13 protein-coding genes are annotated in these 12,914 nt (G+C 70.6%); 10 read left to right on the forward strand and 3 right to left on the reverse strand.

The genetic code is table 11. The annotated features are described in order from the left end of the window. Positions 1-162 precede the first annotated feature (162 nt). Positions 163-1,395, forward strand: a complete 1,233-nt coding sequence (locus ACFYSH_RS12115) for an SAV2148 family HEPN domain-containing protein (RefSeq protein WP_359468217.1) — start codon at positions 163-165, stop codon at positions 1,393-1,395. Positions 1,396-1,480: 85 nt separating this feature from the next. After that, entirely contained in the window at positions 1,481-2,242 is a 762-nt protein-coding gene (locus ACFYSH_RS12120) for a 3'-5' exonuclease (RefSeq protein WP_388752121.1), read from the forward strand. Here the strand turns inward: ACFYSH_RS12120 and ACFYSH_RS12125 are convergent. Both ACFYSH_RS12125 and ACFYSH_RS12130 read right to left on the reverse strand, forming a co-directional pair. Beyond that, a complete protein-coding gene (locus tag ACFYSH_RS12125) occupies positions 2,225-2,578 on the reverse strand; it encodes a DUF4333 domain-containing protein (RefSeq protein ID WP_359468213.1) in 354 nt (117 codons plus the stop codon). The genes ACFYSH_RS12120 and ACFYSH_RS12125 overlap by 18 nt on opposite strands. Before the next feature lie 113 nt (positions 2,579-2,691). Beyond that, positions 2,692-3,558 (reverse strand): aminoglycoside phosphotransferase family protein, encoded by an 867-nt coding sequence (locus ACFYSH_RS12130; protein WP_359468211.1) that lies wholly within the window; start codon positions 3,556-3,558, stop codon positions 2,692-2,694. A 126-nt stretch (positions 3,559-3,684) separates the two neighbouring features. Here ACFYSH_RS12130 and ACFYSH_RS12135 point away from each other — a divergent pair, with 126 nt between their 5' ends. From ACFYSH_RS12135 to ACFYSH_RS12170, 8 genes are all read left to right on the forward strand, one after another. Next, complete coding sequence (locus tag ACFYSH_RS12135) at positions 3,685-4,623, forward strand: carbohydrate ABC transporter permease (RefSeq protein WP_388752124.1); 939 nt, start codon at positions 3,685-3,687, stop codon at positions 4,621-4,623. Next, positions 4,620-5,459: a carbohydrate ABC transporter permease gene (locus ACFYSH_RS12140; protein ID WP_359468206.1), complete on the forward strand. Its 840-nt coding sequence runs from the start codon at positions 4,620-4,622 to the stop codon at positions 5,457-5,459. Before ACFYSH_RS12135 ends, ACFYSH_RS12140 begins: the two co-directional genes overlap by 4 nt. Continuing rightward, a complete protein-coding gene (locus ACFYSH_RS12145) occupies positions 5,459-6,754 on the forward strand; it encodes an extracellular solute-binding protein (RefSeq protein WP_359468204.1) in 1,296 nt (431 codons plus the stop codon). The genes ACFYSH_RS12140 and ACFYSH_RS12145 overlap by 1 nt, the downstream gene beginning before the upstream one ends. A 65-nt stretch (positions 6,755-6,819) precedes the next feature. Next, positions 6,820-8,019 carry a macrolide-inactivating glycosyltransferase gene (mgt, locus tag ACFYSH_RS12150; protein ID WP_388752127.1) on the forward strand — a complete coding sequence of 400 codons (1,200 nt, stop codon included), beginning with the start codon at positions 6,820-6,822 and terminating at the stop codon, positions 8,017-8,019. Between the two features lie 353 nt (positions 8,020-8,372). Continuing rightward, positions 8,373-9,575 (forward strand): S8 family serine peptidase, encoded by a 1,203-nt coding sequence (locus tag ACFYSH_RS12155; protein WP_388752129.1) that lies wholly within the window; start codon positions 8,373-8,375, stop codon positions 9,573-9,575. A 92-nt stretch (positions 9,576-9,667) separates the two neighbouring features. Further along, complete coding sequence (locus ACFYSH_RS12160; protein WP_359468196.1) at positions 9,668-10,216, forward strand: DUF1697 domain-containing protein; 549 nt, start codon at positions 9,668-9,670, stop codon at positions 10,214-10,216. Beyond that, complete coding sequence (locus ACFYSH_RS12165) at positions 10,209-10,592, forward strand: nuclear transport factor 2 family protein (protein WP_359468194.1); 384 nt, start codon at positions 10,209-10,211, stop codon at positions 10,590-10,592. The genes ACFYSH_RS12160 and ACFYSH_RS12165 overlap by 8 nt, the downstream gene beginning before the upstream one ends. A 560-nt stretch (positions 10,593-11,152) precedes the next feature. After that, positions 11,153-12,070: a S1 family peptidase gene (locus tag ACFYSH_RS12170; protein WP_359468192.1), complete on the forward strand. Its 918-nt coding sequence runs from the start codon at positions 11,153-11,155 to the stop codon at positions 12,068-12,070. An 89-nt stretch (positions 12,071-12,159) separates the two neighbouring features. Here ACFYSH_RS12170 and ACFYSH_RS12175 read toward each other — a convergent pair whose 3' ends face one another. Next, positions 12,160-12,912, reverse strand: a complete 753-nt coding sequence (locus ACFYSH_RS12175; protein WP_359468190.1) for a sirohydrochlorin chelatase — start codon at positions 12,910-12,912, stop codon at positions 12,160-12,162. Positions 12,913-12,914: the final 2 nt, after the last annotated feature.

Raw genomic sequence — 12,914 nt, forward strand, 5'->3', positions numbered from 1 at the left:
CGCAATCACTATGAACCATCTCACTCCGCCCGATCTCACCGCAAGGAACAGGCGCACGTGACAGGGGAGTTGGGAGAGAGCCTGTGCATCCTGCTGCACCGGCTCCCGCTACCGGAGTACCCTTCCTTGATCGTTGGTGGGGGAGTGGAAGGCGGTACACGGGTGAGCTCGGGAGGGTTCGAGCTGCCCCCAGGTGACACGGGTCACGAGGGGGAATCGACCGATGCCCCGCCAGGCGCTGTCTCCCTCGCACAGCCGATGGAGATCGGTGCCGAGCTGGACTGGGGAGCGGACGCCTGGAACGAGGTGCGCACGCGCGCCCAGAGGGCCGGCCGGGCGTACATCTGGCTGAACCTGGTGGAACAGCGGCTGCGCGCCGTGGTCTCCGCCGTGATCCGGCCGATCTACGAGCCGGTGCACGGCGAGGACTGGGTGGTGGCAGCCGCAGGACCCGCGGGGCAGGAGTGGGTGCAGCGCGCCGTCGCGGTCCGGGAGGTCTCGCGCCGCAAGGGCTATCTGCTCGACCCGGCCGACGACAACGTCCTGAGCTTCCTCACGCTGCCGCAGCTGCGTGAGCTGATGGTCCAGCACTGGCCGTGCTTCGAACCGTACTTCGACGACCGCCGCGAGGTGGAGCTCGCGCTCGACGAGCTGGAGGTGGCGCGCAACGTCGTCTCCCGCAACCGCGCGCTGAACGAGGCGGTCCTGGCGCAGGCCGAACGGGCTTCGGCGCGGCTCCTGGAGATCCTCGGCAGCGGCGCGGCGGTCCCCTCCGCGGACCGCCTGCCCGTGGACGCCGTGGAGGAGCTGGTCGGCGACCGCTACGCCGACGTGGTCTCCGTCCACCCGGACCGGGTGCGGCTGCAGCGTCAGCTGCCCGCCGAGAACCTGTTCGGCAGCGCGCGCCGGCTGGACGCGATCGGCATAGGGCTCAATCTCCTCACGCAGAACTTCTCGGGGCGCCGGCTGGTCCGCCTCGCCGAGTCGGGCTGCCGGGTCCGGCTGCTGTTCATCAACCCGGCGAGCAGTGCGGTCAAGCGCCGGGAGCGCGAACTGGGCCTCAAGAAGGGCGAACTGAGCCGCTCCGTGGAGATGAACATCCTTCATATGCGCCGGGTCCGCTCGAAGCTCCGTGACCCGGGCGCCTTCCAGATCCACGTCTTCGACGAGACGCCGCGCTTCACCGCCTATCTGGTGGACGGTGACGGACCCGACGCGGTCGGGGTCGTCCAGCCCTATCTGCGGCGCGCACGCGGCATGGAGGCCCCTGTGCTGGTGCTGCGCGGTGGGGGGCGTGCGGTCGTCAGGGCGGGGCAGGACAGTGAACACGGCCTCTTCGAGACGTACCGCGAGGAGTTCGAGTCGGTCTGGACGGACTCCAGGCCCGTCTCCTGACGCCCCCACGGCCGGCCGCCGTTGTCAGTGGTGCGTGCGAAGGTGGTCATCACCTGGGGGAAAGCACCACAGAAGGAGGTACGGGATGAGCTGGATCAACGGGCCGTTGCTGGCGTTCGACCTGGAGACCACGGGGACGGACGTCGAGACCGACCGCATCGTGACGGCGGCGGTCGTCCGGCTGGAAGCGGACGGAAGCGTGTCCCGGGAGCGGACCTGGCTGCTGAATCCCGGTGTGCCCATACCCGAGCAGGCGTCGGCGATCCACGGAATCTCCACGGAACGCGCCCGCGAGCACGGGATGCCGGCCGCTGCCGCGGTCGAGGAGATCACCCGTACCGTCGCCGAGGGGCTGCGCTCGGGGACGCCTCTGGTGGTGATGAACGCACGCTACGACCTGTCGCTGCTCGACCGTGAGTGCCGTCGGTACGGGGTCGAGTCGGTCAGTGAGCTCCTGGGAGACGCGCCGTCGCCCGTCATCGACCCGCTGGTGATCGACAAGCACGTGGACAAGTACCGGAAGGGGAAGCGGGCCCTGCACGCGCTGTGCGCCCACTACGGGGTGTCGCTCGAGGACGCGCACGACGCCAGGGCGGACGCCGTGGCCGCCGCCCGCGTGGTGCGGAGCATGGGGGAGCGGCACGAGCTCGTCGGAGTGATGCCGTTGGAGGACCTGCACGGTCTCCAGGTGCAGGCGGCAGCCGAGCAGTCGCTCTCGCTGCAGGCCTATCTCCGGCGCACCGCGGATCCGGCGGCGGTCGTCGAACCGGCGTGGCCGCTCATTCCGCGGAGGCGGGAGCCGCAGGCGGGAGAAGACGACGCGGGGTTGTCAGTTCGGAGCCGGTGAAGCCGTCTCGTCGGCCTTGATGTCGAAGTTGATCCGGTCTCCCTCGATGGAGGTGACGTCGACCGACACGCCCAGAGTGCTGCCGTCGCCTGCCGTGAGCGTGCAACGGGTGGTGGTGCCGACCTTGCCGACGAGGTCCTCGGGGCAGGCGATGTCCGGCTTCGGCTGCCCTGTCGTACGGGCGAGCTTGTCGGAGACGGTGGTGGCCAGTTCGTCCGCAGACAGTTTCGGTTCGGACTTTCCGACGTCGACCGACGCCGAACAGCCGACGAGCAGCACACCGGCGGCCATGGCCGAGAGGCTCCACTTCGCCGCGGTCAGGGGGCCGATGGTCATGGGGTTCCGTTTCTCCGGGTGATCTGGACAGTCGCCGGAAGCATACGCGGCACCGCGAGGTGGCCCCGTCGCCACGAGACGGCCCACCTGCGCGGATCGGTGGGGCGTGGCGTTCAGAACGGGTACCAGCGCACCTCGGGGTCGTCCTCGCGCAGTGACGCCACCCTGCGCCGGAACTCCGTGAGCGCCTTGGGGTTCGCCGGGGCGTGCTGGGAGACCCAGGCGCAGCTCGCGGTCTCGCGGGCGCCGCGCAGGACCGCGCACCCCTCCCAGGTGCGTACGTCCCATCCGTACGCCTGCGTGAACGCGTCGTAGGCCCGGGCGGACAGGCCGTACCGGTCGCGGGAGAGGGCGAGGACCACCAGGTCGTGCTCGCGCAGATCCGCGGAGAAGGTCTCCAGATCGACCAGCACCGGCCCGTCCGGGCCGACGTGGACATTACGGGGGAGCGCGTCGCCGTGGACGGGCCCCGGTGGCAGGTGCGGGGCGAGGGCCGCCGCGGCCTTCGCGAAGCCGTCGCGCCGGCCGCGCAGATAGTCGGCGTCCGCCGGATCGATCGCGTCGCCCGCGAGCCGCAGCCAGCGCTCGACGCCGCCGAGCAGCTCTCGGCGGGGCAGGGTGAAGTCCGCGGGGGCGGGCAGCGCGTGGACCCGGGAGAGGAGCGGGGCCAGATCGCGGGGTTCGGACGGGCGTACGGCCGCGGGCAGCCGGTGCCACAGCGTCACCGGATGGCCCTCCACCAGGCGGGCTCGCGGCTCGGCGGCCCGTACGGCGGGCACGCCGGAGGCGGCGAGCCACCGGGCGACGGCCACTTCGCGCTCGGCCCGTTCCCGCAACTCCGGGTGGTGCGTGGCGTCCCGGCCGACCTTGACCACCAGGTCGCCGAGGGCGAACACCGCGTTCTCGCCCAGCGCGAGGAGCTCCACGTCGCCGGTCAGTCCGGCGGCAGTCAGTACCTCGCGCGCACGCATGTCGTCCATGACCCGATTTTCTCATCCTCGCAGGCCACCTTGACGAACGGGCGGCCCGTCAGCACGATGACGAGGGCCGCCCGGGCGGCCATACGGGGATGAAACCGATCCAGAGGATAAAAAGGGGTCGAATTCATGACATTGGCGACCGCAACGACGCGGTCCAGGAGGAAGCGCCCAGAGGGCGGACGGGGCGGGGGCCGGCGACGGGACGGCGCCACCTGGTTCCTGGTGCTGCCCGCACTGATCCCGATCCTGATCCTGAGCGTCGGCCCCTTGCTCTACGGCATCGTGCTGGCCTTCACCGACGCGCAGTCGGGCCGCACCCGTTCCACCCAGTGGATCGGCGTCCTCAACTTCCAGGACCTGCTGCACGACACCCTCTTCTGGGACTCCTTCCGGATCGGTCTGCTGTGGGCCGTCGGGGTCACGGTCCCGCAGTTCGTGCTCGCCCTCGGCCTCGCCCTGCTGCTCAACGCGAACCTCCGTCTGCGCTGGCTCGCCAGGGCGCTGGCGATCATCCCCTGGGCCATGCCCGAGGTCGTCGTCGGCATCATGTGGCGTCTGGTCTACAACCCCGACGCCGGCATCCTCAACGAGACCATCCGCGATCTCGGGCTCGGCGACGGCAGGGACTGGCTGACCGGGCTCGCCACCGCGCTGCCCGCCGTGATGGTCGTCGGGGTCTGGGCCGGGATGCCCCAGACCACCGTGGCACTGCTGGCAGGGCTGCAGAACACCCCGCACGAACTCCACGAGGCGGCCGCCCTCGACGGGGCCGGGGCCTGGCGCCGCTTCCGTACCGTCACCTGGCCCGCCATCAGGCCCGTGGCGCTGGCCATCAGCGCGCTCAACTTCATCTGGAACTTCAACTCCTTCGCCCTGGTCTACGTCCTGACCAGCGGAGGGCCCGGCGGTCGCACCAGGCTGCCCATGCTCTTCGCCTACGAGGAGGCGTTCCGCTACGGGCAGTTCGGCTACGCCGCCGCGATGGGATGCGTGATGGTCGCCGTCATCTCGGTGCTGCTCGCCTTCCATCTCGTCGGCCGGCTCAGGGGAGGCGAGGACGCATGAGCCTGCGTACGGGCAGAACCGCGCGCGCCGGACAGTACGCCGCGCTCCTGTGCTACCTCGTCTTCCTGGCGTTCCCCTTCCTCTGGCTGATCTCGACCGCCTTCAAACCGGCCCGTGAGCTCGGCTCGCTGCACCCCACGTGGATCCCCGAGGACCCGACGCTGGACAACTTCCGGCAGGCCTTCGACGAACAGCCGCTGCTCAGGGCGGCGGCGAACTCGCTCACCGCAGCGGTCTGCGCCGCGCTGATCGCCGTCGTCATCGCCACGCCCATGGCCTATGTGATGGCCCGCCACCGAGGGCGGCTCTCCACGGCCGCCACCGGGTGGGTCGTGGTCAGCCAGGCGTTCCCCTTCGTCCTGGTGATCATCCCGCTGTTCCTGGTACTCAAGTATCTGCACCTGATCAACTCGCTGTGGGGGCTGGTCCTGGTGTACGTCGTCTGGTCGCTGCCCTTCGCGCTCTGGATGCTGGCCGGCTACGTACGGGCCGTACCACCCGAACTGGAGGAGGCCGCCGCCGTGGACGGGGCAGGAAGGGCGCGGATCCTCCTGTCGGTCACGGCGCCGCTGCTGGCCCCCGGGATCGTCGCCACCACCCTCTTCGCGTTCATCACCGCATGGAACGAGTTCTTCTTCGCGCTCGTCCTGCTCAAGACACCGGAGAAGCAGACCTTGCCGGTCGTACTCACCCACTTCCTCGGCGCGGAGGGTGTGGCCGACCTCGGGCCGCTCGCCGCCGCCGCGTTCCTCGCCACCCTTCCCTCGCTGGTGCTCTTCGCGGTCATCCAGAAGCGCATCACTGGCGGTCTGACGGCCGGGGCGGTGAAGCACTGATGCGCCGCCGTCTGCCCGCGCTCGCCACCGCGCTGACCACCGCACTGGCCCTCCTGCTGACCGGCTGCTCAGGAGAGGGCGACACGGACGCGGACGGAACGATCCGGCTCTCCTTCCAGTCGCTGGCCTGGCAGAAGGAGTCCGTCGACGCCAACAAGCAGCTCGTACGGGAGTGGAACGCCGCCCACCCGGACATCCAGGTGGACTACGTCCAGGGCAGCTGGGACAACGTCCACGACCAGTTGCTCACCTCCTTCGAGGGCGGTGAGGCGCCCGACATCATCCACGACGCCTCCGACGACCTCGCGGACTTCGCGTACGGCGGCTACCTCGCCGATCTGCGGACCCTGCTGCCCGACCGGCTGACCGGGGACATCCCGCAGCAGTCCTGGGCGACCACCACCTTCGGCGACGGTGTCTACGGAGTCCCCTTCCTCCAGGAACCCAAGGTCCTGATCGCCAACAAGAAGATCCTCGACTCCTCGGGTGTCCGGATCCCCACCCCCGAGAAGCCCTGGAGCTGGCCGGAATTCCGGCAGGTCACCGAGCGACTGACGAAGAAGGGGACGTACGGGGTCGCCTGGCCGCTCAAGGAGCCGGTCTCCGTCACCCTCAATCTGGGCCTGTCCGCCGGCGGGCGGCTCTTCCACCGCGACGCGGACGGCAAGGTGACCATCCGGTTCGAAGAAGGCGACCGCATCATGCCCGGAACCGTCCGGGACCAGGTCGGCTCCGACGGCAGCGCCGCACGCTCGGCACTCGGCATGGGGGGTTCGGACACGCTGCCTGGCTTCTTCGGCGGCAAGTACGCCATGGTGCCGCTGGGCTTCTCCTACCGCCAGCAGGTCGTGGAGCAGGCTCCCGAGGGCTTCGAGTGGACGGTGCTCCCCACCCCGGCCGGCAGCGACGGGTCGGCCCAGGGCGTCAGTCCGCAGACACTTTCCGTCGCCGAGCAGAGCCCGTACAAGAAGGAGGCCGCACGGTTCATCGACTTCCTGCTGCGCCCCGCGAACATGGTGCGCCTCGCCAAGGGCGACTGGATGCTGCCGACCGGCACCGAGGCGCTCGCGGACCCCGCGCTGCACACCGAGGAGAACGGCTGGGCGACGGGCACCGCTCTCGCCCGGGCGCTGCGGCCCGCCCCCGCGCAGTCGGTACGCGGCTATCCCGAGTGGAAGGACAAGGTCGCCACGCCCGCGCTCCAGGAGTACTACAGCGGGGCCATCGGCACCGAGGAGCTGAGGAAACGACTGGTCGACGACGGGAACCGGGTGCTGGCCCGCTACCAGCGCTGACCCGGCAGCGACACCGCCCGGTAAAACAACTGGACGAGACGTATCGTCTCGCTTACTGTGGGGGCATGACATCGACCCCGCGTGCCCACATCGCCATGTTCTCCATCGCCGCCCACGGCCACGTGAACCCGAGCCTCGAAGTGATCCGGGAGCTCGTCGCCCGTGGGTACCGCGTCAGTTACGCCATTCCGGCCTCCTTCGCCGAGAGGGTCGCCGTCACCGGAGCCGAGCCGGTGATCTACACCTCGGTCCTGCCCACGGAGGACAATCCGGAGGACTGGGGTACCGAACTCATCGACAACCTCGAACCGTTCCTCGCGGACGCGATCCAGGCCCTCCCGCAACTAGCCGAGGCCTTCGAGGACGACCGACCAGACCTCGTCCTGCACGACATCACCTCCTACCCGGCTCGTCTCCTCGCCCACCGCTGGGGCGTGCCCGCCGTGCAGCTCTGGCCCAATCTGGTCCCCTGGAAGGGGTACGAGGAGGAGGTGGGTGAGCCCGCGACCGCCGAGCTGAAGCAGACTGCGAGGGGCCAGGCGTACTACGCGCGTTTCGCGGCCTGGCTCTCGGAGAACGGTCTCGGCGACCTCTCCTGCGACGACTTCGTGGCCCGGCCGCGCCGTGGCCTGGTGCTGATTCCCGAGGTGCTTCAGCCGAACGCCGACCGGGTGGACCACGACAGGTTCGTCTTCGTCGGTGCCTGTCAGGGTGAGCGCGCCGACCAGGGGGAGTGGAAGCGGCCGGCCGGTGCGGAGAAGGTCCTGCTGGTCTCCCTCGGCTCGTCGTTCACCAACGAGCCCGCGTTCTACCGTGAGTGCGTCAAGGCCTTCGGTGATCTCCCCGGCTGGCACGTGGTGCTGCAGATCGGCGCCCATGTCGATCCGGCGCTGCTCGGCGACGTGCCGGACAGCGTCGAGGTGCACTCCTGGGTCCCGCAGCTGTCCGTACTCAAGCAGGCGGACGCCTTCATCACCCATGCGGGCGCCGGGGGCAGTCAGGAAGGGCTCGCCACCGGCACCCCGATGGTCGCTGTCCCGCAGGCCGTCGACCAGTTCGGCAACGCGGACATGCTCCAGGCTCTCGGTGTCGCCCGGCACCTGCCGAAGGAGGAGGCCGATGCCGCGTCCCTGCGGGCCGCCGTCCTGGCTCTGGTGGACGATCCGGAGGTGGCCGCGCGGCTGGCGGTGATCCGGGAGCGGATGGCGGCGGAGGGCGGCACGAGGCGGGCAGCCGACCTCATCGAGGCCGAACTGCCCGCCTGAGAGGGCGTCGAGGCCCAGCTACCCGGGCGGGGCCCCGCCCGTCCCGGCGTCGGCCTCCGGGCGCACCGTCGGCTTCCTTCGATGACGAGCGGAACCGTTCGCGCGCGATCAGGTCGAGTCCACCCGTCCGGAACCCGGTGCGCCCGCACCGGAGGAAGGGGCCCCGGGGCGGCGTGCCCGACATGGAGCGGAGTGCGCCGTTTTTCTGTGACGAAAGCTTGCCGACTGCGTGACGGCTACATGAAGGTCTTGATCTGGGCGCGTCAATCGAGCAGGGTTTCGAGGCAGCCCCCGGAGATCTTCCGGCCGAGGGTCAATCCCCCCACAAAGAATGACGAGGAGACCCCCTCTTCATGGCAATTCACAAGCGCGCCCGCTCGGTCAAGCTCACCGCCGCGATAACCGCAGTGGCAGCGGCCGCCGGCGTCACCCTGCTCGCCACTCCGTTCGCCGGGGCCGCCCCGGCGCCGGCGATGGGCATCGTCTACGGCACGGACGCGGCGACAGCCGTTTCCGGCAGCTACATCGTGATGCTGGACCAGAAGGCCGACAAGGCCGACCTGGCCGAGGAATACGGCGGCACGCTCCGGCGGAACTACACGTCGGCCGTCAACGGCTTCTCCGTCGGCGGACTCTCGGAGACCGAGGCCAAGCGGCTCGCCGCCGACCCGGCCGTCTCCAAGGTCGTCCAGAACAAGAAGTTCCACATCGACGCCACCCAGGACAGCCCGCCGTCCTGGGGTCTGGACCGGATAGACCAGGCCGAGGCCACCGGTGACGACGCCTACACCTACCCGGACGCCGCGGGCGGGGACGTCACCGCGTACGTCATCGACACCGGCGTCCGCGTCACGCACAACGACTTCGAGGGCCGAGCCGCTTCGGGCTTCGACGCCGTGGACAACGACGACGACGCCGACGACGGCAACGGGCACGGAACCCACGTGGCCGGGACCATCGCGGGCGCCGCCCACGGTGTGGCCAAGAAGGCGAAGATCGTGGCCGTCCGAGTCCTGGACGACGCGGGCTCGGGCACCACCGAGCAGGTCGTCGCGGGAATCGACTGGGTCACCGCGAACCACGAGGGTCCGTCCGTCGCCAACATGAGCCTCGGCGGATCGGCGGACCCGGCCCTCGACGCCGCCGTCCAGAAGGCCATCGCCTCCGGCGTCACCTTCGCGGTCGCGGCGGGCAACGAGTCGAGCGACGCGGGCGAGGGCTCCCCGTCCCGCGTCCCCGAGGCCATCACGGTCGCCTCGTCCACGGTGGACGACGAGCAGTCGTCGTTCTCCAACTTCGGCTCGGTCGTGGACATCTACGCACCGGGCTCGGACATCACGTCGACGTGGAACGACAGCGACGACGGCACGAACACCATCTCCGGTACGTCCATGGCGACCCCGCACGTCGTCGGCGCCGCCGCCGTCTATCTCGGCGGCCACCCGGACGCCACGCCCGAGGAGGTCGCCACGGCGCTCACCGACGGCGCCACCCCGGACGCCGTCACCAACGCGACCGAGGGCACGGCGAACAAGCTCCTCAAGGTAGTGGAGTAGGCCGGCCGGACAGGCCGGGCAGAACAGACAGAAGGCCGCCGCGCCCTCCCCCACGGGGCGCGGCGGCCGTCGTCGGTGGAAAGATGGGGACCATGAGCACGATGTACGCGGCGCTGCTGCGCGGGATCAACGTCAGCGGCCACCGGCGGGTTCCGATGGCGGACCTCCGTACGCTGCTCGGGGAGCTGGGGCACGAGGACGTCGCCACACACCTGCAGAGCGGAAACGCCGTCTTCCGCAGCTCGGAGGGCGACGAGATCGCCCTGGCCGCCGGACTCGAGCGGGCGATCGAGGAACGGTTCGGCTTTCCGGTCGACTGTCTCGTCCGCTCGGGTGGATATCTCGCGGCCGTGGCCGAGGCGTGTCCGTTCCCGGCTGCCACGCTCGAGGGCAGGCAATTGCACGTCACGTATTTCGATCAGGCCGTCGACGCCGCACGGTTCGCCTCGCTCGACGCCGAAGGCTTCCGCCCCGAGGAGTTCCGGCTGGGGGACCGCGCCCTCTATCTGTACGCGCCGGACGGACTCGGACGCTCCAAGCTCGCCGTGGCGCTCGGACGGCCCGGCGTCACCCGGGGCCTCGTCGCCACCAGCCGCAACTGGAACACCGTGGCCAAGCTGGTGGAGATGACGCGTGACTGAGTCCTCCCCCGCCGTGGCGGCGGCCATCGAGGGTGAGCTCCGCCTCCTCGACCCGGTGGTGCGAGCCTCCGCCGATGTGATGGCCACGCTGCTGCACCCCGACTTCCGGGAGATCGGCACCAGCGGCCGGCTCTGGGAGCGGGACACGATCATCGCCATGCTGACGGCCCCGGACGCACCACGCCCGGGGCCGCTCGCCGCGACACGGATGCGGGGCGAGCAGCTGACGCCGGACCTGGTGCATCTCACCTTCGACACGGAGTCCAAAGGGCTGCGCTCCCATCGCAGTTCACTGTGGCGACTGACCGACGGTGGCTGGCTGCTCTACTTCCACCAGGCCACGCCCTTCATCGACGATCCGTTCGCCGAGGTCTGAACCGGCGGTTCCGCCCGTTTCCCGGCCCCGCCCGGCAGCACACACCGGGGCGGCACCGCAAGAGCGCCGCCCCGGTCTGATGTGCGCCCGGAGCCCGGCCGGTTCTCGCCGGAAGGGCTGATTTCGGCCATCGGAAGTGCCCGGGCAAAACGCCGGTAAGCCGACCGAAGGGGCGATGCCTCCAGGCATCCGGTCCGGGCTGTGGACACCTGCCTACGCGCGCCCCCGCGGGCCGGAGCATCGTGTGTGAACGTGTGTGAACGTGATGGGCGCGGACGGCGGCCCATGTCGGCCCCGCGTTCCGGTGTTTGCTGCAATTCGCCCGCGCTCCTCCGTTCGGTGGGCGGACGCCGTCGTTCGGAAGCCACCAGCACGCATATCGGAGTTCACGGTCCGTTCTCCGCAGTGGTCCGGAAGACGACCTTGTCACCGGTTCCGGCGGAGTCAAGGATGCGAACGTGCGGTTGGCAGGTTCACGACCAGACCCCGGTCGCGGACAACCGCACGCCACCGGCCCGCCCACCCAGTGGACCGGACACCCCCCAACGACGGAGGATCCTGTGACCTTCAAGCGCTTCGCCCCCCTCGGCTCGCTCTCCAGACGTGCTCGCCTCATCGCCGCGACCTCAGGTCTGGTCACCGCCGTGGCGCTTGCGGCCCCCACCGCTGTCGCCCAGGCGGCACCGGACACCACCGTGACGAAGGCCGAACTGACCGAGGCCAGCTCCGCCGTGCTCGGCGCCGACATCGCCGGCACCGCCTGGTACACCGAGGCGAGCACCGGCAAGGTCGTCGTGACCGTCGACAGCACGGTCACCGCCGCCGAGATCGCCACGATCAAGAAGTCGGTCACCGACTCGGGCGCGAAGGCCGACATCAAGCACACCCCGGGTACGTTCAACAAGCTCATCGCGGGTGGCCAGGCCATCTACGCCGGCGGCGGACGCTGCTCCCTCGGCTTCAACGTCCGCAGCGGCAGCACCTACTACGCGCTGACCGCCGGGCACTGCACCGAGATAGGCAGCACCTGGTACACCAACTCCGGCCAGAGCTCGACCCTCGGCACGAGGACCGGCTCCAGCTTCCCCGTCAACGACTACGGGATCATCCGGCACGCCAGCTCCGCCGCCGCGGACGGCCGGGTCTCCCTCTACAACGGCAGCTACCAGGACATCACCTCCGCCGCGACCCCCCGGGTCGGCCAGGCGGTCAAGCGCAGCGGCTCCACCACCGGCGTCCACAGCGGCACCGTCACCGGCCTCAACGCGACGGTGAACTACGGCAGCGGTGACGTCGTCTACGGCATGATCCAGACCAACGTCTGCGCCGAGCCCGGCGACAGCGGCGGTTCGCTCTTCTCCGGCAGCACCGCGCTGGGCCTCACCTCGGGCGGCAGCGGTAACTGCAGCTCGGGCGGCACCACGTTCTTCCAGCCCGTCACCGAGGCGCTGAGCGCCTACGGCGTCAGCGTCTTCTAGGCCCGGTCCTCCAGGCCTCACGCACCACCGTCCGCCGACGGGCCGCGCTCACCGAGCGCGGCCCGTTGCCGTGTCCCGGAGCGGAACGGTCAGGCGCTCAGCGCTGCGCTGACCGGCGCGCACGCTCGGTCGTACCGGGTCAGCAGCAGCCGGGCGAGCGTCGGGGACGGTCCCAGGACGCCGGCCAGCACATCGGCCCCGGCCTCCTCCGCGCCCGCCGCGATGCGGTCGGGGAGCCGGCCGGGAGCGATGACGTACGGCGCGACCGCGACCCGCCGTACGCCGTCGGCGCGCAGGGCGCGTACGACGTCGGCGGTGCGGGGAAGGGATGCGGAGGCGAACGCGGGCCGCACGGCGCACCAACCGGTGTGCCGCAGCTCCCGCGCGATTTCAGCGATCACCGCGCTCGCCTCCGGGTCTGTGGAGCCCGCCGAGGCCAGAACCAGCCCGGTCGTGCCCTTGTCGCCGGGGGACACCCCGGCCTCGTACAGCCTCTGTTCCAGTGCCGTGTTCAGCAGCGGGGACGGGCCGAGGACGTCGGCCAGGCTGATCCGCAGCCGAGGAAGCCGCGTGCGGGCCTCGCGCAGCACCGAGGGGATGTCCGACTTGGCGTGGAAGGCCCGGGTCAGCAGCAGGGGAAGGGCGACGATCTCGTCCGCTCCCTCCGCGGCCAGCCGCTCCAGCACCCTCGGCACGGACGGGGCGTTGAACTCCAGGAAGCCCGTCTCCACACGCAGGCCGGGCCGCAGCGACCGTACCCGCGCGGTGAGCGCGTGCACGGTCGCCGCGTGCCGCGGGTCGCGGCTGCCGTGGGCGATGACGAGGAGTACGGGGGAGGCCATGA

Origin of the sequence: Streptomyces sp. NPDC005791 (genome assembly GCF_042871485.1) — a bacterium.
Lineage (GTDB): Bacteria > Actinomycetota > Actinomycetes > Streptomycetales > Streptomycetaceae > Streptomyces.